Source organism: Bacillus sp. FSL K6-0255 (assembly GCF_045040725.1).
Taxonomy (GTDB): Bacteria; Bacillota; Bacilli; order Bacillales; family Bacillaceae; genus Bacillus; species Bacillus subtilis.
The window spans coordinates 2,354,349-2,371,983 of the sequence record NZ_CP150278.1 but is presented as its reverse complement, the minus strand read 5'-3'; the positions used below and the strand labels follow the sequence as shown (position 1 = coordinate 2,371,983).

Here is a 17,635-nt window from a genome sequence, read left to right as displayed (position 1 = left end):
TGCGCGTGTTTTCTTAAAATGGTAATAAACGATCGGATGGAGGGGGAGGGAATGAGATGTATATTGACGGTGTGTTTTCCGGCGGAGGAGTAAAAGGCATTGCGCTTGCAGGCGCTTATGAAGCGCTTGAGGAAAAAGGCTTCCGCTTTAAAAGGGTTGCGGGTACAAGCGCGGGCGCCATTATTGCCGCTTTCATTGCGTCAGGTTACACCAGTAAGGAAATCCACGCTTTAATTGAAGAAGTGGACGGAGAGAAATTGCTGGATCAAAGGTACTCTTTTCTCCCCTTAAAAATGCTCCAGTGGGTGTCCATCTACTGGCGTCTTGGATTATACAAAGGCGATACGATAGAAAAATGGATTGCTGATCTGTTAAGAGCGAAAGGCATAAGGGTTTTCGGCGATTTACAGAAAGGGTCTCTGCGCCTTATTGCTTCTGATCTGACAAACGGCACCATGATTGTTTTGCCGGACGATTTGGCCCGTTACGGGTTAAATCCCGATATGTTCCCGGTTGCCAGAGCGGTCAGAATGAGCTGCAGCATTCCGTATTTTTTTGAACCGATAAAATTAAAAACGGACACAGGCACCGCCACGGTTGTCGACGGAGGTGTGTTAAGCAATTTCCCCATCTGGCTGTTTTCAAAGGAAAGAAAGCGCCCTGTGATCGGTGTCACGCTTGCGCCGCGTGAAAGAGAGCGTCCGAAAAAAAATATCCGCAACGCTTTTGAACTGTTCGGCGCCCTGTTTGAAACGATGAAGGATGCCCATGACGCAAGGCACATTGCATCACGCTATGAACAAAATATCATTTTTCTCCCGGTTGATGGCGTAATGGCAACTGATTTTCATTTAACACAACAAAAAAAACTAGCCCTGATTGAGCTAGGTAAAAGACGGACAGAGCTGTTTTTAAAGCAGTGGACCTATTAAAAAAGCGCCCTGTTTTTCTTTTTATTTTTTTTCCCTTCTATAACAGTCAGCTGAGTCTGGCTTTTTTTCTTGAGAATCATCGGCTTAGGCTTGCTGGCGCTCGGAACGCTTCGCAGGTGGCTGACACGTCCCTTATGTCCGGCGCGGTGTTTTGCTTTTTGTTCTTTCATCCGGCGCCGCGATTGTTTCGCCGCTTTTTTGAAGGCTGCTCCCTCGCTGCCCGCATTTCGATTCATTACATATTTCACAATAAAATAAATAATGATACCTGCCACGATGACGGTTACCGCCATTTTTGCCATTTCTCCGGGATTGGTTACCAGCACATAGAGGAAACCGAACGCTCCCAGCGCAATTAATACAGCAATAATAGGTTGTACACGATGATTCATAACTGTCCACCTCCGAAAGTAATAGCAGGGCAACGGATTTTAGATGACGTTGTGAGAAGGCTTCTGATTTTGCTCAGACAATGCTTCGAGTCTGAGAAGTTCGTTAAAGCTTTCGATGGCAACTTCAACCTGTTCATCCTTAGGTTCCTTTGTGGTTAACAGCTGAAGCCACAGTCCCGGGTACCCAAGTAATTTCAGACCGGGAATGTCACGCACTTTGTTGGTCAGCTGCAGAACTTCAAAGGATATACCAAGCACGACCGGTATCAGTGCGACACGATCTATAACACGCAGCCAAAGCGGATCTGTCGGAACGAGTAAATAAACAAACATGCCGACAATAATCGTAAATAAAATAAAGCTTGATCCGCAGCGGTAATGAAGCCGAGATTGGTTTTGGACGTTCTCCACAGTAATTGGCAAATTCTGTTCATAACAGTTTATGACTTTATGTTCGGCTCCATGATATTGAAACACTCTTTTAATAAGCGGTGTCATGGACAAAAAATAGATGTAACCGAGCAGCAAAATCAACTTAAACAGGCTTTCAACCGCGATTTGCGCCGTGTCCGAGGAAAAAATCGGCCTTGTCAATTCAGCTAAGAAAACTGGAACCAATGTAAATACGAATTTACTGAACAAAAATGATAGGACGCCTATAACTGCGAGGCTGAGATACATAGACAGCCCGGAGGATTTTTTTTCTTCCTGCTCAAGTGTCTCGTCTTCAGATGGATCGAGCCCGTAACGTTCGCTTGAAAAATTCAAATGCTTTGTGCCGTTTGCACTCGCTTCGATAATGGCCGCGATCCCCCGTAAAAACGGGATCTTTTTCACGATGTTCAGTTTCGGGTTGTGTTTGCGTGGAAGCTTAAAAAAGTCAATGCTTCCATCCGTTCTTCTGATGGCTGTAACGTAATGATGCTTTCCGCCAAACATAACGCCTTCCACAACAGCCTGCCCGCCGTAAGCGGGCGGAACTTTATGTTTTGACATATTATCAACCTGCCTATTTCTTTAGGATTGCTAACCATTTCCTTTCACTCTATTGTACAGGAAACAGCGCTAAACCTCTAGATTGACAGGCTGAAAAAATTGCCATAGCCTTGCTTTTTCTACATGCATTATACCCGTTATTTTCAAATTTTACTCGCAGCTGTCAAAAAGTGTGAGCTTTTTTATTGACATTTCTTTTTTTGGGCACACTTTAACTGGAGGTGCCATGATGACAAGCGAAAAAGATACAGAACAAAATGAAGAATTGAATGAGAAGCAAAAGCCGCCTGTTTCAATGGCCGGCAGGGTGGCGGCAACAGGTTTTTGCGGAGGCGTACTTTGGAGTTTCGTTGCTTATATCGCATATTTGTTTCATTTTTCCGAAATTAGCCCGAATATGATATTGCAGCCGTTTGTGCTCGGAGAGTGGAAAAAACATGGGCTGGGAACGGTAATCAGCATCATTTTGATTGGAGTAATTTCAATTGGCGCAGCATTTCTTTATTTTCTTCTATTGAAACGTTTAAAAACAATGTGGCCGGGTATTTTATACGGCTTGGTGCTTTGGCTGCTCGTGTTTTTTGTTTTTAATCCGATTTTTCCAGATGTGCGCACGGTGACCGAACTGACATCAGATACAATTATTACGACCATTTGCATTTATTTGCTTTACGGGCTGTTTGTCGGGTATTCTATTTCATTTGAATACAATGAGCTGAATTCGGAAAAGCTTGCACGTGCGCTGGGAATGCATAGAGAATAGTGTATAATCCTTTTCCAGTATGATAAAATGTTCACGAGAAGTGAACATTTTTTACATGAGAAACCCTCGCAAAAAGGAGAGATTATGTGCCTCATTTTTTGATTTTGAACGGACCGAATGTTAACCGGCTTGGGAGTCGTGAGCCTGAAGTATTCGGCCGCCAGACACTGACCGATATTGAAACAGATCTTTTTCAGTTTGCTGAAGCCTTACATATCCAGCTCACTTTCTTCCAGTCTAATCACGAAGGTGATTTGATAGATGCGATACATGAGGCTGAGGAGCAATACAGCGGGATTGTTCTGAACCCCGGCGCCCTGAGTCATTACAGCTATGCGATCAGGGATGCTGTTTCAAGCATCAGTCTTCCTGTGGTAGAGGTGCATTTATCAAACTTATACGCCAGGGAAGAATTCAGGCATCAGTCGGTTATCGCTCCTGTTGCGAAAGGGCAGATTGTCGGTCTTGGAGCTGAAGGCTACAAGCTTGCTGTTCGCTACTTATTAAGCCAGCAAGGGGGAGAATCAAGATGAAGCTAGAGAAATTAAGAAACCTGTTTGGACAGCTGGGAATTGACGGCATGCTGATTACAAGCAACACGAATGTACGCTATATGACAGGGTTTACAGGTTCGGCGGGTTTGGCTGTTATATCGGGTGACAAAGCAGCGTTTATTACGGATTTTCGTTATACTGAGCAGGCGAAGGTTCAGGTAAAGGGTTTTGAGATCATTGAACATGTCGGCAGCTTGATTCAGACCACTGCCGACACTGTTGAATCGTTTGGCATCAAGCGTCTCGGCTTTGAACAGAACAGCATGACATATGGCACTTACGCTTCATACAGCGCCGTTATCAGTGATGCCGAATTAGTGCCTGTGGCTGAATCTGTGGAAAAGTTGCGCTTGATTAAGTCTAGTGAAGAGATTAAGATATTAGAGGAAGCTGCGAAGATTGCAGATGATGCCTTCAGACATATCTTGACGTTTATGAAACCCGGCATTTCTGAAATCGCTGTTGCCAATGAGCTGGAGTTTTATATGAGAAGCCAGGGAGCAGACAGCTCTTCTTTTGATATGATTGTCGCCTCAGGCCTTCGTTCAAGCCTTCCGCACGGTGTGGCCAGTGACAAACTGATTGAAAGCGGAGACCTTGTTACGCTTGATTTTGGCGCTTATTATAAAGGATATTGTTCTGATATTACCCGGACGGTCGCTGTAGGTCAGCCCAGTGATCAATTGAAGGAGATCTATCAGGTTGTATTTGATGCTCAGGCGCTTGGCGTCGCACATATTAAGCCGGGAATGACAGGAAAAGAGGCTGACGCCCTCACAAGGGATCATATTGCTGCAAAAGGCTACGGTGACTATTTCGGCCATTCAACCGGGCACGGGCTCGGCATGGAAGTTCATGAATCGCCGGGATTATCCGTCAGATCTTCAGCTATCCTTGAACCGGGTATGGTGGTCACAGTGGAGCCGGGCATTTACATACCAGAAACAGGCGGTGTCCGCATTGAAGATGACATCGTGATTACAGAAAACGGCAACCGGACAATCACCCATTCCCCAAAAGAACTTATTATTTTGTGATTGGAATATAGGAGGACATTAAACATGATTTCAGTTAACGATTTCCGTACAGGATTAACAATTGAAGTAGATGGCGGCATTTGGCGCGTCGTTGACTTCCAGCACGTAAAACCTGGAAAAGGTGCGGCATTTGTCCGCTCTAAACTCCGCAACCTTCGCACTGGCGCCATTCAGGAAAAAACATTCCGCGCTGGTGAAAAAGTAGCGAAAGCGCAAATCGAAACCAAAACAATGCAATATCTATATGCAAACGGAGATCAGCACGTATTTATGGATACTTCTTCTTATGAGCAGCTTGAACTGAGCGCAACTCAAATCGAAGAAGAATTAAAATACCTGCTAGAAAACATGTCTGTGCATATCATGATGTACCAGGATGAAACACTTGGTATCGAACTTCCAAACACAGTTGAGCTGAAAGTTGTTGAAACTGAACCTGGTATTAAAGGTGATACAGCGTCAGGCGGTACAAAACCTGCGAAAACTGAAACCGGGCTTGTTGTAAACGTGCCGTTCTTTGTGAATGAAGGCGACACACTTGTTGTCAATACATCAGACGGTTCTTACGTTTCAAGAGCATAGAAAGAAAAAAAGAAGTCTGTTCCCAAATGGGAGCAGGCTTTTTTTTTGTGCCCAAAAACAGAATCTTTCTTTTATACGAAAATGACAAGACTACTTCAGCAAGCTAGAGCATATCATATAAAAAAATGGGAGGTTGGGAGAGTGCTATGAAATTTTTACTTGGAAATATCAATTCTACTGTTTTAACAATGGCGGGATTACGAGTTTTATCCTCTATGATTGAGCTGACGGCAGCAATTGTCATGCTTGTGACCAACGATGTCCGGAAGGCGGTTGTGGTTAACAGCATTCTCGCTATTGTCGGTCCGTTGATTTTTATCATTACGATGACTGTCGGAATCTACCAAATTGCCGGGCAGCTTTCGTATGCAAAGCTGATTCTGATTTTTACGGGTGTTGTTTTGATTTTGGCGGGTGTTCATAAATAAAGAGAGGCTTGTCATAAAGTCTGCCTCACATCATACATTTTAAAGAAGCCAATCGGTAGAAAGGAGGAGGCTCTGTTGAATGAAATCGCTGAGGTTCTCCCCGAATCCATGAAAAACGCCCTTTCTGAAATACCGGAACAACAATGGCTGGAAATCGAAGAAGTCAGAATTCGGATCAACCGCCCTGTTGAATTGATTCGAAGAGGACAACCTGTTTATTTGTCCTATGCGGGCACGGCCGAGGATGCCCATCTGATCCTGAGCCGGCTTAGCAACTATAGTATGTATACTCTTGAAGAAGAGCTGAAGAAAGGGTATGTCACGATCAGAGGCGGCCACAGAGTCGGACTGGCGGGCAGAGTCATTACGGAAAACGGAGGTGTGAAAGGCCTCCGTGACATCGCATCTTTTAATATACGAATTGCCCGGCAAAAGCTGGGGATTGCGGAGCCGCTGCTTCCATACTTATATCAAGACAGCTGGCTGAATACGCTGATTATCGGACCGCCCCAAACCGGCAAAACAACACTTCTCCGGGACCTTGCGAGGCTCTCAAGCACCGGCAAAAAACCCATGCTGCCCGTAAAGACAGGAATCGTCGATGAACGGTCAGAAATTGCCGGATGTCTTCGCGGCATTCCGCAGCATCAATTTGGTCAGAGAATTGACGTGTTAGACGCCTGTCCAAAAGCTGAAGGGCTGATGATGATGATTCGATCCATGAGCCCTGAGGTGATGATTGTCGATGAAATCGGGCGTATGGAAGATACAGATGCACTTCTGGAGGCACTGCATGCTGGTGTTTCAGTAATCGTATCGGCGCATGGCTGGAGCATATCCGACCTGATGAAGCGGCCTTCATTGAAGCGTTTGTGGGAAGAAAGAGTCTTTGACCGCTATTTGGAATTATCAAGAGCAAAAGGGCCGGGCACAGTGAGCCAAATTTATGACAAAGACGGAAATGTGCTGTCTAGGACGACGGGCGTGAAAACATGCTGAAGCTGCTGGGCGCTGTATTCATTGTGGTAGCGACAACATGGACAGGTTTTGAGATGGCGAAGATTTATACAGAACGGCCGCGGCAAATCCGCCAGCTGCGTGCGGCGCTTCAATCCCTCGAGGCTGAAATCATGTACGGCCATACACCGCTTCATACTGCTTCACAGCAGATTGCCAAACAGCTCACACAGCCTGTTTCAGCTCTTTTTTCCGCATTCAGTGATCAGCTGGACAAGGGAAGTGATTCCGCGAAAACGGCGTGGGAGCAAAGCTTAAAGAAGGTATGGGACACCCTGTCTTTGAAAAAAAGCGAATACGAAGTGCTGAAGCAGTTTGGCGAGACGCTCGGGATTCATGATCGAATCTCTCAGCAAAAGCACATCAAGCTGGCGCTGACACATTTGGAAGCCTCTGAAGCGGATGCTGAGCAGGCGCAAGCGAAAAATGAAAAGATGATAAAAAGTTTGGGCTTTTTAGCGGGCTTGTTACTCATTCTTCTATTGATGTAAACGTGAGGGGAGCAAAAATAAAATGGGAGTAGACGTGAATGTCATATTTCAAATCGCCGGAGTGGGGATCGTGGTCGCTTTTTTACACACGATATTGGATCAGATGGGCAAGAAAGAATACGCTCAGTGGGTGACGCTGTTAGGTTTTATCTATATTTTATTTATGGTCGCCACGATTGTAGATGACCTATTTAAAAAGATAAAAGCTGTGTTTTTATTCCAAGGATAGGGGGGCTTGCAGATTGACATTGTTCAAATTGTAGGTTTAGGGCTGATCGCCACCTTCCTTTCTTTAATCGTAAAAGAACAAAAGCCGACTTTTGCGTTTTTAATCGTCGTTTTTGCCGGATGTGCCATTTTTCTTTATTTAGTAGACCAAATCTACGACATTATTCGAATGATAGAAAAAATTGCGATTAATGCAAATGTCAACATGGTCTATGTTGAAACCATTTTAAAGATTATCGGAATCGCCTATATTGCTGAATTCGGGGCACAGCTCACAAAAGATGCCGGCCAAGGGGCCATCGCCTCGAAAATAGAATTGGCGGGAAAAATTTTAATTCTCGTTATGGCTGTGCCTATTTTAACCGTCATTATCGAAACGATTCTCGGACTTATACCTTCTATGTCATAACCGAAAGGAGGCGGTAGATTGAAGCGCTTTCAATGGGTTTTGCTTTTGGCCGTGCTGATCATAGCAGGCCGTGCAGAAATTGTACAAGCAGCTGGTAATGCAGAAAAAACGGAAGACCATGCTGAAACAGCTGAGCAATTAGCGGAAAGGACAGCAGCCTCGCTTGAAACAGATAAGATCGGGGAATTTTGGAATGACATTATGACAGAATACGGCGGACTGCTGCCGGAAAGCCAAAAAGGCAGCTTAATGGAGTTTATCAATGGCGATAAATCATTCTCACCGCAAGAATGGCTGAAAGCTCTCTTTTCTTATTTGTTTCATGAAGTGCTTGCCAACGGAAAGCTGCTGGGCACATTGATTTTGCTCACGATTTTTTGCGTCATTCTGCAGCTTCTGCAAAATGCTTTTCAGCAAAGCACCGTCAGTAAGGTCGCTTACTCAATTGTGTACATGGTGCTGATTATCCTTGCGCTTAATAGCTTTCATGTGGCAATTAACTATGCAACTGAGGCGATTCAAACGATGACCAGCTTTATCCTTGCGCTCATTCCGCTCCTCTTGGCGCTTTTGGCTTCCTCAGGCGGAGCTGTATCTGCTGCCTTCTTTCATCCTGTTATCCTCTTCCTGATGAACACGAGCGGTCTCTTGATTCAGAATATCGTCATGCCGCTGATTTTCTTATCAGCGATTCTGAGCATTGTCAGCACCATGACCGAACAATACAAAGTAACACAGCTGGCCAACCTGCTCAGAAATATCGCCATCGGAGCGCTGGCTGTTTTTCTTACCATCTTTCTCGGCGTCATCTCTGTTCAGGGAGCCTCAGCTGCAGTGACAGACGGCATTACGCTCAGGACGGCTAAATTTATAACCGGAAATTTTATTCCTGTGCTTGGCCGAATGTTTACAGACGCAACAGATACAGTAATCAGCGCCTCTTTACTGCTGAAAAATACGGTAGGGATTCTCGGTGTCGCTATTTTGATCTGTATCGCGGCATTTCCGGCAATCAAAGTGCTTTCCCTCGCTTTTATTTATAAGCTGGCAGCCGCGATTCTTCAGCCGCTTGGAGGCGGACCCGTCATCACCTGCCTCGACGTCATCAGCAAAAGCGTCATTTATATTTTTGCAGCTCTCGCTATTGTGTCTCTCATGTTTTTTTTAAGCCTTACTGTCATAATCACAGCCGGAAACCTCACGATGATGATGAAATGAAGGAGGCAGGCGAATGAGTTTTTTAACGGAATGGCTTACCACTATCGTGTTGTTTATCCTATTTGCAATTGTGATTGATATGCTGCTGCCGAGCTCCAGCATGCAAAAGTACGCAAAAATGGTAGTCAGCCTGCTCTTGATTGTCGTCATGCTTACGCCGATTTTTAAACTTTTCAAGACAGACCCCGAAATCATCTTTGAATATCTCACAAAAAACGGGCAGTCAGAGTCTGCCGACATAAAAAATCAAATCAATTCAAAAAAAATAGAAATACAAGCTTCCCAGCGCGCATATATTCTAGAAGAAATGGCTGTCCAACTAAAAAAGAAAGCGGAGGAGAGATTCAGTCATGATGAATATAAAGTAGGCCGCATCAAACTCACGGCAGGAGAAAAGGTAGATTCAGAAGAGGATATTAAAACAATCAGCGTGTATATGGCCCCGTCTTCTGAAAAAACGGTCCAAACGGTCGCGCCGGTCCACATTGATACAGATCATGCATACGTAACGAAAGAAGCAGCCGAACAAAAAGAAGCCAAACAGATACAAACGCGGCTCGCGGACATTTGGGAAATCGGAAGTGAGAAAATTACGGTTCATATGGAAGGCGGGGAGAGTGTCGGCAATGAATAAAAACGGATTATGGAATGTATTGAAAAAGCAGTTTCTTCCGGGACAAACGAAGGACGGCGAAAAGCCGAAGCTGACCAAATATCATTACTTTCTATTCGTTTTTGTTCTCGGAGTTTCCTTTATGCTTGTCAGCCAGCTGTTTTCTTCACCTGAGAAAACAGAAAACGCCAAAACGATAACGGCCGTATCATCGCAACATTCCGCAGACAGCAAAGAGAAAACAGCCGAAGTGTTTAAAGCCTCAAAATCTGATAAACCTAAAGACTCGATCGATGACTATGAAAAAGAGTACGAAAATCAGCTGAAAGAAATTCTTGAAACAATCATTGGTGTGGACGATGTCTCGGTTGTCGTGAATGTAGATGCAACGTCGCTGAAAGTATACGAAAAAAACAAATCAAACAAAAATACAACCACTGAAGAAACTGACAAAGAAGGCGGAACAAGAAGCGTTACAGACCAAACATCGGAGGAAGAAATCGTCATGATCAAAAACGGCGATAAAGAAACACCTGTCGTCGTCCAAACGAAAAAACCTGATATACGCGGTGTACTCGTTGTTGCTCAAGGAGTGGACAACGTTCAAATAAAACAAACCATTATCGAAGCGGTGACACGGGTCCTGGATGTTCCAAGCCACCGGGTTGCGGTTGCCCCTAAAAAAATAAAGGAGGATTCATAAATGCTTAAAAAACAAACCGTTTGGCTATTAACAATGCTCAGTCTTGTCGTGGTGTTAAGCGTCTACTATATCATGTCGCCGGAAAGCAAAAACGCCGTGCAGATGCAAAGTGAAAAAAGCGCGTCTGACAGCGGAGAGGTCGCAACTGAAAAAGCGCCTGCCAAGCAAGACACGAAGGAAAAAAGCGGTACAGAAACTGAAAAAGGAAAAGAAGATGGAACAAAGGGAACGAAAGATTCATCAGCAGACAAGGAAACATCCGCTGAAGCCAGTGAAAAAGGAACTGTTGTTACGGAAACAGCCGATGATGATTTGTTTACAACGTACCGTCTTGATTTAGAAGATGCCAGAAGCAAAGAAAGAGAAGAGCTGAATGCCATTGTGTCAAGCGATGATGCAACAGCCAAGGAGAAAAGCGAAGCATACGATAAAATGACGGCTCTCAGTGAAGTGGAAGGAACAGAAAAACAGCTGGAAACGCTGATTAAAACACAAGGTTACGAGGATGCGCTTGTTAATGCTGAAGGAGATAAAATCAATATTACAGTCAAATCAGACAAACACTCCAAATCGAAGGCGACAGCCATTATAGACCTTGTGGCAAAAGAAATCAAAACAATGAAAGATGTCGCTGTCACATTTGAACCCTCTAAATAAGAATGAGGGAAAAAAGCCCGCTAAACAAGCGGGCTTTTTGCGTTGCTGTCATATTAGAGTTGAATTCAAAAGTCCGCTCCTGTAAGATGAACATAGTATGTACTTTTAGTAGTAACCTATAAAAAAGAAATTTCATACATAGGAGTGCGATTGAATGTTAAATATCAAAGAAATCCACGAGCTGATTAAAGCAATTGACGAGTCTACAATTGACGAATTCGTATATGAAAATGAAGGTGTATCCTTAAAACTGAAAAAACACGAAGCAGGCACGGTTCAAGTCATGCAGCAGGCACCGGCAGCACCTGTACAAGCACAGGCTCCGCAGGCAGTTCAGCCGCAAGCGCAGCAAGCAGCGGCACCTGCCCAAGAAGCACCAAAGCAAGATGAGAATCTGCATAAAATCACTTCACCAATGGTAGGAACATTTTATGCTTCTTCATCACCGGAAGCTGGCCCGTATGTAACAGCCGGTTCAAAAGTAAATGAAAACACAGTTGTCTGCATTGTAGAAGCGATGAAGCTTTTCAACGAAATCGAAGCAGAAGTGAAAGGCGAAATCGTTGAAGTATTAGTAGAAAACGGCCAGCTGGTCGAATACGGACAACCTCTATTTCTTGTAAAAGCGGAGTAAGGAGACTTAACATGATTAAAAAGCTATTGATCGCCAACAGAGGAGAAATTGCTGTCAGAATCATCAGAGCCTGCAGAGAGCTCGGAATTGAGACTGTCGCTGTTTATTCAGAAGCTGATAAAGATGCCCTTCATGTTCAAATGGCCGATGAAGCTTTTTGTATCGGACCGAAAGCATCAAAAGACAGCTATTTAAACGTTACAAATATTGTGAGTGTTGCAAAGCTGACTGGCACGGACGCCATTCATCCGGGATACGGATTTTTAGCTGAAAATGCTGATTTCGCTGAATTATGTGAAGAAGTGAATGTCACGTTTGTCGGCCCGAGCGCTGACGCCATTTCAAAAATGGGAACAAAAGACGTTGCGCGGGAAACGATGAAACAGGCCGGCGTGCCAATCGTACCGGGTTCACAGGGAATTATAGAAAATGTGGAAGAAGCGGTTTCGCTTGCTAATGAAATTGGGTATCCTGTAATTATAAAAGCCACCGCAGGCGGAGGCGGAAAAGGAATTAGGGTTGCCCGCACTGAAGAGGAATTGATTAATGGCATTAAGATTACACAGCAGGAAGCGGCAACTGCATTTGGGAATCCAGGTGTATACATCGAAAAATACATAGAAGATTTTCGCCACGTTGAGATCCAAGTGCTTGCTGATAACTACGGAAATACGATCCATTTGGGCGAACGCGACTGCTCGATCCAAAGACGCCTGCAAAAGCTTTTGGAAGAATCACCATCTCCTGCCCTTGATTCAGAAATCAGGGAGCAAATGGGAGATGCAGCGGTAAAGGCTGCAAAAGCGGTTGGCTATACAGGTGCTGGAACAGTTGAATTTATCTATGACTACAATGAACAGCGCTATTACTTCATGGAAATGAACACCAGAATTCAGGTGGAGCACCCAGTCACAGAAATGGTGACGGGAACTGACCTGATCAAGGAACAAATCAAAGTGGCATCAGGAATGGAACTGAGCCTCAAGCAAGAAGATGTTGAATTTGAAGGCTGGGCCATCGAATGCCGAATCAACGCAGAAAACCCAAGTAAAAATTTCATGCCGTCACCTGGTGAAATTAAAATGTACCTGCCTCCTGGCGGTCTTGGTGTCCGTGTCGATTCAGCTGCGTACCCTGGCTATTCCATCCCACCGTACTATGACAGCATGATTGCAAAGGTAATCACATACGGAAAAACGAGGGATGAAGCGATTGCCCGCATGAAGCGCGCATTGAGCGAATTCGTCATCGAAGGCATTGAGACAACAATCCCTTTCCATTTAAAACTGCTTGAACACGAAACATTTGTGAGCGGAGAGTTTAATACGAAATTTTTAGAAACATATGATGTAATGGGCTCATAATTTTTACGGAGGTGAATTGAATGAAAGACAACAGCTTGCTTAAAATGGATCACGAAGATACGCATTTGGGTAAGGTTGAGATTGCACCGGAGGTCATTGAGGTCATTGCCGGCATTGCAGCATCAGAAGTTGATGGGGTTGCCGAAATGCGCGGAAACTTTGCGACAGGCGTCGTCGAGCGCTTTGGCAAAGTGAATCATGGCAAAGGTGTCAAAGTCGACCTAGCGGATGACGGAATTACGATCGATGTATACTGTGTCGTTACATTTGGCGTTTCGATTCCGAAAGTTGCAGCATCCGTTCAGGAAAACATTCGTCAAACCTTATTAAATATGACGTCTCTTTCGATTAACGAGATCAATATTCACATCGTCGGCATTCAATTTGACACAAAAGCCCAAGAAGTCCAAATCGACGAAGAAATGTAAATGGCTTAACACGAAACCAAGGGGAGGGCGGCCCTTTGGTTTTTTTACACGTTACCCTTTATTTCAAAGCATGAAGAAAGCCGGCTTACATAGCCGAGTTTCTTCATGAACGTGAAATCCGAATAATCATATTAAGGTGTGTGAAAATATTCGGTAATAGGGTAAAAAAACCTTGATTTCAATATGCGGATACGAAAAAAATATGTTATGATCTCTTTGTGGCTTAACGACAAGCGGATAAAGAGGATCAAAGGAGAAAGAAAATGAAAAGAAGAACAGCAAGAGAAAAAGCTTTGCAGGCACTATTTCAAATTGATGTCAGCGATATTGCAGTGAATGAAGCCATAGAACACGCACTGGATGAAGAAAAAACAGATCCTTTCTTTGAACAGCTTGTACACGGGGTATTGGAACACCAAGACCAGCTGGATGAAATGATCTCCAAGCATCTGGTGAATTGGAAGCTCGATCGGATTGCCAATGTTGACCGTGCGATTTTGCGCCTGGCAGCATATGAAATGGCATATGCCGAAGACATTCCGGTGAATGTCTCCATGAACGAAGCGATTGAGCTGGCAAAACGGTTTGGTGATGACAAAGCGACAAAGTTTGTAAACGGGGTTCTTTCTAACATTAAATCTGATATTGAACAATCATAGGAGGAAAGAAAATGACTGCAACAATCATCGACGGAAAAGAAACGGCTAGAGAAAAACGCGAACAATTGGCAAAAGAGGTAGAAGAGCTTAAAAAGCAAGGCGTCACTCCCGGACTGGCGGTTATTTTGATTGGAGATGATCCTGCTTCTCACTCTTACGTGCGAGGAAAGAAAAAAGCGGCAGAAACAATGGGAATGAATTTCAAGCTCGATCAATTTGACAGCAGCCTCACAGAAGCTGAACTGCTTTCCATTATTGATCAATATAACCAAGACCCTGAGTTTCATGGCATTCTCGTTCAGCTTCCGCTCCCAGACCATATTTCTGAAAAAGCGGTGATCGAACGTATCTCCCCTGATAAAGATGTAGACGGTTTTCATCCGTTAAACGTAGGGAAAATGCTGCTTGGCGAAGATACGTTTCTTCCTTGCACGCCTCATGGAATTGTTGAGCTTTTGAAGAAAACCAATATTGACCTTTCCGGTAAAGAGGTTGTTGTAGTCGGCCGAAGCAACATTGTCGGCAAACCTGTCGGCCAGCTTTTATTAAATGAAAACGCGACGGTTACTTACTGTCATTCAAGAACAGAAAATATTACTGAACATACGAAAAAAGCGGACATCCTGGTGGTGGCAGTCGGCAGAGCCAACTTCATCAGTGCAGACCAGATCAAAGAGGGCGCTGTTGTCATTGACGTCGGCGTTAACCGTCTGGAAAACGGAAAGCTTTGCGGAGACGTTGAATTTGAAGGGGCAAAGGAAAAAGCGTCCTTCATCACGCCGGTTCCGGGCGGAGTAGGTCCGATGACCATCACGATGCTTGCGCATAATACTGTTAAATCTGCGAAACGTACGTTATCATAGATAATTGGAGATATTCACAGGCGAAATGTTTACCCGCCTTGAATATGAGCACGATACCCGCTTCTTCAGGCTCCTAAAGCCAGAGCGGGTTTTCTTTAGTTATGGTGCAGGAATGCTTAGGAGAGGAGTTTTTAGACATGGGTGAAGCAGCGTATGTGACCGTCTCAGCGCTGACAAAGTATATAAAACGAAAATTCGATGTAGATCCTCACCTTGAAAATATTTGGATTAAAGGCGAATTGTCGAATGTAAAGATACACACACGAGGGCATATTTATTTCACTTTAAAAGACGAAAACGCAAGAATGCAGTCGGTGATGTTCGCGAGACAAAGCGAGCGTCTGCCTTTTAAACCTGAAAACGGAATGAAAGTGCTGGTAAGAGGCGGAATTTCCGTATATGAACCGAGCGGAAACTATCAATTATATGCCAAAGAAATGCAGCCTGACGGGGTTGGAGCGCTTTATTTAGCGTACGAAGAATTAAAAAAGAAGCTTGCCGGAGAAGGTTTATTTGACGACCGCTACAAAAAACAAATCCCCGCATTTCCAGCCACAATCGGGGTTGTGACATCTCCAACGGGTGCCGCTGTCAGAGACGTTATTACAACTCTAAAAAGAAGATATCCCCTTGTAAAAGTCATTGTTCTTCCAGCGCTCGTACAAGGTGAAAATGCGAGCAGATCCATCGTTACGCGCATTGAAGAGGCAAATGAAAAAGAGATTTGCGACGTATTAATTGTCGGGAGAGGCGGCGGTTCGATAGAAGAACTGTGGGCATTCAATGAAGAAATTGTAGCACGCGCCATCTTTGCTTCCAATATTCCGATTATATCGGCAGTCGGACATGAGACGGATTTTACGATTAGTGATTTTGTCGCCGATATCAGAGCTGCGACGCCGACAGGAGCAGCTGAGATTGCTGTGCCTCATACCACTGATTTAATCGAACGGACAAAAACAGCGGAAGTCAGAATGACAAGAGCAATGCAGCAGCATCTCGGCCAGAAAAAAGAACGGATACAAACGCTGCAATCGTCCTATGCCTTTCGTTTTCCAAAGCGTTTGTATGCGCAAAAAGAGCAGCAGTTTGACCTCGCGTACCAGCAGTTTCAAGCACAGCTGACCGCTCTTTTAGATCGGAAAAGCAGACAGCTGGAGCGTGAAACGTACAGATTAGAGGCATTGCATCCTCATGAACAGCTGAAACAAGCGAGAACACGATACCAGGAACAAACAAATCAGCTGAGAAAAAATATGAATATCCAAATGAAGCAGCTGCATTCCCAATTTCAAACCGTTCTTGGCAAGCTGAATGCACTAAGTCCTCTTCAAGTGATGGAAAGAGGATACAGCTTGGCTTATAAAGAAGATAAACTCATTAAAAGTGTCAGTCAAATAGAAGAGCAGGACCGGCTTGAAATCAAGCTGAAGGATGGCGTGCTGACCTGTGAAGTATTAGAAAAGAGAGGGGAAGAAAAATGACAGACGTGAAAAAAAATGAAAACATGACATTTGAAGAAGCGATGAAAGGGCTTGAGAGCATTGTATCAAAGCTTGAAGAGGGAGATGTGCCTCTAGAGCAAGCCATTAACTATTTCCAAGAAGGCATGGCTCTGTCAAAAATGTGCCATGAAAAGCTGCAAAAAGTCGAAAAGCAAATGGACTTCATTTTAAAAGAAGACGGCGAACTGGCACCTTTCAGTGTTCAGGAGGAAGACGAAGGTGACAAATAAATTAACGAGCTTTCTGGCGGACCGGAAAAAAACAATTGAAAATCAGCTTTCTGTCTATACAGAAAAGCTTGATATGCCGGACTCATTAAAGAAATCTATGCTATATTCTCTACAGGCCGGCGGAAAGCGGTTGCGGCCTCTGATTGTACTGGCTGTTTTAAATGCATATGGAAAAAGCGAAAAAGACGGCATTCCGGTGGGCTGTGCTGTCGAAATGATTCACACGTATTCGTTAATTCATGATGATCTTCCATGCATGGATGATGACGATTTGCGCCGCGGGAAGCCGACAAACCATAAAGTGTTTGGTGAAGCGACGGCAGTATTAGCGGGTGACGGGCTGCTCACAGAAAGCTTTAAGCTGATTACCTCCCACGTGTCAGACGAGGTGTCAGCAGAAAAGCGCCTGCGGCTTGTGAATGAACTGATTTCAGCGGCAGGCACCGAAGGCATGGTCGGTGGGCAAGTAGCTGATATGGAAGCGGAAAACCGACAAGTCACGCTTGAAGAGCTCGAATCCATTCATGAACGGAAAACTGCCAAGCTCCTTGGCTTTTGTGTAATCGCCGGTGCTATTTTGGCTGATGCGCCTGAGGAAGACATTGAAACACTGCGTACCTTCAGCAGCCACATTGGAATCGGATTTCAAATCAGAGACGATATTTTAGATTTAGAAGGCAGTGAAGAGAAAATCGGCAAACGTGTCGGCTCAGATACCACAAATGACAAATCGACATACCCGTCGCTTCTTTCATTGGAAGGGGCCAAACATAAATTGGATGTTCATATAAAAGAGGCGAAGCGATTGATCGGCGGACTCTCTCTTCAAAAAGACCTTTTATATGAGCTTTGTGATTTAATTGCGGCAAGAGATCACTAAAACGATCCTAATTTGAAGCGGCTGCACGAGATATGGTAAAATGTAAGCAGTT

General features: G+C 44.4%; 24 protein-coding genes. 22 read left to right on the top strand and 2 right to left on the bottom strand.

What is annotated here, in order from left to right:
- Positions 1-56 precede the first annotated feature (56 nt).
- Entirely contained in the window at positions 57-932 is an 876-nt protein-coding gene (locus tag MHB62_RS12095; protein WP_015251724.1) for a patatin-like phospholipase family protein, read from the top strand.
- Here MHB62_RS12095 and MHB62_RS12090 read toward each other — a convergent pair.
- A complete protein-coding gene (locus tag MHB62_RS12090; RefSeq protein WP_003226367.1) occupies positions 929-1,324 on the bottom strand; it encodes an SA1362 family protein in 396 nt (131 codons plus the stop codon). The genes MHB62_RS12095 and MHB62_RS12090 overlap by 4 nt on opposite strands.
- Before the next feature lie 39 nt (positions 1,325-1,363).
- Positions 1,364-2,320, bottom strand: coding sequence for a DUF1385 domain-containing protein (locus tag MHB62_RS12085; protein ID WP_015384077.1), 957 nt, complete (start codon positions 2,318-2,320; stop codon positions 1,364-1,366).
- Positions 2,321-2,546: 226 nt separating this feature from the next.
- Between MHB62_RS12085 and MHB62_RS12080 the strand changes: the two genes are divergently transcribed.
- From MHB62_RS12080 to MHB62_RS11980, 21 genes are all read left to right on the top strand, one after another.
- A complete protein-coding gene (locus tag MHB62_RS12080) occupies positions 2,547-3,083 on the top strand; it encodes a YqhR family membrane protein (protein WP_003230222.1) in 537 nt (178 codons plus the stop codon).
- An 86-nt stretch (positions 3,084-3,169) separates the two neighbouring features.
- On the top strand, positions 3,170-3,616 hold the full coding sequence (gene aroQ, locus MHB62_RS12075) for a type II 3-dehydroquinate dehydratase (RefSeq protein ID WP_003230223.1): 447 nt from the start codon (positions 3,170-3,172) through the stop codon (positions 3,614-3,616).
- A complete protein-coding gene (gene papA, locus MHB62_RS12070) occupies positions 3,613-4,674 on the top strand; it encodes an aminopeptidase PapA (protein ID WP_032722105.1) in 1,062 nt (353 codons plus the stop codon). The genes aroQ and papA overlap by 4 nt, the downstream gene beginning before the upstream one ends.
- 24 nt (positions 4,675-4,698) lie before the next feature.
- On the top strand, positions 4,699-5,256 hold the full coding sequence (gene efp / locus MHB62_RS12065; RefSeq protein ID WP_003226377.1) for an elongation factor P: 558 nt from the start codon (positions 4,699-4,701) through the stop codon (positions 5,254-5,256).
- 146 nt (positions 5,257-5,402) lie between these two features.
- Positions 5,403-5,684 (top strand): YqhV family protein, encoded by a 282-nt coding sequence (locus MHB62_RS12060; protein ID WP_004398639.1) that lies wholly within the window; start codon positions 5,403-5,405, stop codon positions 5,682-5,684.
- 75 nt (positions 5,685-5,759) lie between these two features.
- Positions 5,760-6,683 (top strand): stage III sporulation protein AA, encoded by a 924-nt coding sequence (gene spoIIIAA / locus MHB62_RS12055; RefSeq protein ID WP_032722103.1) that lies wholly within the window; start codon positions 5,760-5,762, stop codon positions 6,681-6,683.
- Positions 6,677-7,192, top strand: coding sequence for a stage III sporulation protein SpoIIIAB (gene spoIIIAB, locus MHB62_RS12050; RefSeq protein WP_032722102.1), 516 nt, complete (start codon positions 6,677-6,679; stop codon positions 7,190-7,192). The genes spoIIIAA and spoIIIAB overlap by 7 nt, the downstream gene beginning before the upstream one ends.
- A gap of 22 nt (positions 7,193-7,214) precedes the next feature.
- Positions 7,215-7,421, top strand: coding sequence for a stage III sporulation protein AC (gene spoIIIAC / locus MHB62_RS12045; protein ID WP_003153142.1), 207 nt, complete (start codon positions 7,215-7,217; stop codon positions 7,419-7,421).
- Positions 7,422-7,427: 6 nt separating this feature from the next.
- Positions 7,428-7,829, top strand: coding sequence for a stage III sporulation protein AD (gene spoIIIAD / locus MHB62_RS12040; protein WP_003230228.1), 402 nt, complete (start codon positions 7,428-7,430; stop codon positions 7,827-7,829).
- An 18-nt stretch (positions 7,830-7,847) separates the two neighbouring features.
- Complete coding sequence (gene spoIIIAE, locus MHB62_RS12035; protein WP_017696428.1) at positions 7,848-9,047, top strand: stage III sporulation protein AE; 1,200 nt, start codon at positions 7,848-7,850, stop codon at positions 9,045-9,047.
- Positions 9,048-9,060: 13 nt separating this feature from the next.
- On the top strand, positions 9,061-9,681 hold the full coding sequence (gene spoIIIAF, locus MHB62_RS12030) for a stage III sporulation protein AF (protein WP_024573103.1): 621 nt from the start codon (positions 9,061-9,063) through the stop codon (positions 9,679-9,681).
- Entirely contained in the window at positions 9,674-10,363 is a 690-nt protein-coding gene (spoIIIAG, locus tag MHB62_RS12025) for a stage III sporulation protein AG (RefSeq protein WP_014477307.1), read from the top strand. The genes spoIIIAF and spoIIIAG overlap by 8 nt, the downstream gene beginning before the upstream one ends.
- Positions 10,364-11,020 (top strand): stage III sporulation ratchet engulfment protein SpoIIIAH, encoded by a 657-nt coding sequence (spoIIIAH, locus tag MHB62_RS12020; protein WP_003230250.1) that lies wholly within the window; start codon positions 10,364-10,366, stop codon positions 11,018-11,020.
- Between the two features lie 154 nt (positions 11,021-11,174).
- Positions 11,175-11,654 carry an acetyl-CoA carboxylase biotin carboxyl carrier protein gene (gene accB, locus MHB62_RS12015; protein WP_003230252.1) on the top strand — a complete coding sequence of 160 codons (480 nt, stop codon included), beginning with the start codon at positions 11,175-11,177 and terminating at the stop codon, positions 11,652-11,654.
- Positions 11,655-11,665: 11 nt separating this feature from the next.
- Complete coding sequence (accC, locus tag MHB62_RS12010; RefSeq protein ID WP_003230253.1) at positions 11,666-13,018, top strand: acetyl-CoA carboxylase biotin carboxylase subunit; 1,353 nt, start codon at positions 11,666-11,668, stop codon at positions 13,016-13,018.
- A gap of 20 nt (positions 13,019-13,038) precedes the next feature.
- Entirely contained in the window at positions 13,039-13,446 is a 408-nt protein-coding gene (yqhY, locus tag MHB62_RS12005; RefSeq protein ID WP_003230254.1) for a fatty acid biosynthesis protein YqhY, read from the top strand.
- A gap of 263 nt (positions 13,447-13,709) precedes the next feature.
- Positions 13,710-14,105 (top strand): transcription antitermination factor NusB, encoded by a 396-nt coding sequence (nusB, locus tag MHB62_RS12000; protein WP_003230256.1) that lies wholly within the window; start codon positions 13,710-13,712, stop codon positions 14,103-14,105.
- Positions 14,106-14,116: 11 nt separating this feature from the next.
- Positions 14,117-14,968, top strand: a complete 852-nt coding sequence (gene folD, locus MHB62_RS11995; RefSeq protein ID WP_003230259.1) for a bifunctional methylenetetrahydrofolate dehydrogenase/methenyltetrahydrofolate cyclohydrolase FolD — start codon at positions 14,117-14,119, stop codon at positions 14,966-14,968.
- A 137-nt stretch (positions 14,969-15,105) separates the two neighbouring features.
- Entirely contained in the window at positions 15,106-16,452 is a 1,347-nt protein-coding gene (gene xseA, locus MHB62_RS11990; RefSeq protein WP_003246103.1) for an exodeoxyribonuclease VII large subunit, read from the top strand.
- Positions 16,449-16,703: an exodeoxyribonuclease VII small subunit gene (locus MHB62_RS11985; protein ID WP_003226409.1), complete on the top strand. Its 255-nt coding sequence runs from the start codon at positions 16,449-16,451 to the stop codon at positions 16,701-16,703. The genes xseA and MHB62_RS11985 overlap by 4 nt, the downstream gene beginning before the upstream one ends.
- A complete protein-coding gene (locus MHB62_RS11980; RefSeq protein ID WP_003230262.1) occupies positions 16,693-17,583 on the top strand; it encodes a polyprenyl synthetase family protein in 891 nt (296 codons plus the stop codon). Before MHB62_RS11985 ends, MHB62_RS11980 begins: the two co-directional genes overlap by 11 nt.
- The last annotated feature ends 52 nt before the right edge of the window (positions 17,584-17,635 follow it).

Coding starts and splice junctions, on each gene's coding strand:
- MHB62_RS12095 (WP_015251724.1), top strand. CDS start 57: ATGTATATTGACGGTGTGTTTTCCGGCGGAGGAGTAAAAGGCATTGCG.
- MHB62_RS12090 (WP_003226367.1), bottom strand. CDS start 1,324: ATGAATCATCGTGTACAACCTATTATTGCTGTATTAATTGCGCTGGGA.
- MHB62_RS12085 (WP_015384077.1), bottom strand. CDS start 2,320: ATGTCAAAACATAAAGTTCCGCCCGCTTACGGCGGGCAGGCTGTTGTG.
- MHB62_RS12080 (WP_003230222.1), top strand. CDS start 2,547: ATGATGACAAGCGAAAAAGATACAGAACAAAATGAAGAATTGAATGAG.
- papA (WP_032722105.1), top strand. CDS start 3,613: ATGAAGCTAGAGAAATTAAGAAACCTGTTTGGACAGCTGGGAATTGAC.
- efp (WP_003226377.1), top strand. CDS start 4,699: ATGATTTCAGTTAACGATTTCCGTACAGGATTAACAATTGAAGTAGAT.
- MHB62_RS12060 (WP_004398639.1), top strand. CDS start 5,403: ATGAAATTTTTACTTGGAAATATCAATTCTACTGTTTTAACAATGGCG.
- spoIIIAB (WP_032722102.1), top strand. CDS start 6,677: ATGCTGAAGCTGCTGGGCGCTGTATTCATTGTGGTAGCGACAACATGG.
- spoIIIAC (WP_003153142.1), top strand. CDS start 7,215: ATGGGAGTAGACGTGAATGTCATATTTCAAATCGCCGGAGTGGGGATC.
- spoIIIAF (WP_024573103.1), top strand. CDS start 9,061: ATGAGTTTTTTAACGGAATGGCTTACCACTATCGTGTTGTTTATCCTA.
- spoIIIAG (WP_014477307.1), top strand. CDS start 9,674: ATGAATAAAAACGGATTATGGAATGTATTGAAAAAGCAGTTTCTTCCG.
- spoIIIAH (WP_003230250.1), top strand. CDS start 10,364: ATGCTTAAAAAACAAACCGTTTGGCTATTAACAATGCTCAGTCTTGTC.
- accB (WP_003230252.1), top strand. CDS start 11,175: ATGTTAAATATCAAAGAAATCCACGAGCTGATTAAAGCAATTGACGAG.
- accC (WP_003230253.1), top strand. CDS start 11,666: ATGATTAAAAAGCTATTGATCGCCAACAGAGGAGAAATTGCTGTCAGA.
- yqhY (WP_003230254.1), top strand. CDS start 13,039: ATGAAAGACAACAGCTTGCTTAAAATGGATCACGAAGATACGCATTTG.
- nusB (WP_003230256.1), top strand. CDS start 13,710: ATGAAAAGAAGAACAGCAAGAGAAAAAGCTTTGCAGGCACTATTTCAA.
- folD (WP_003230259.1), top strand. CDS start 14,117: ATGACTGCAACAATCATCGACGGAAAAGAAACGGCTAGAGAAAAACGC.
- xseA (WP_003246103.1), top strand. CDS start 15,106: ATGGGTGAAGCAGCGTATGTGACCGTCTCAGCGCTGACAAAGTATATA.
- MHB62_RS11985 (WP_003226409.1), top strand. CDS start 16,449: ATGACAGACGTGAAAAAAAATGAAAACATGACATTTGAAGAAGCGATG.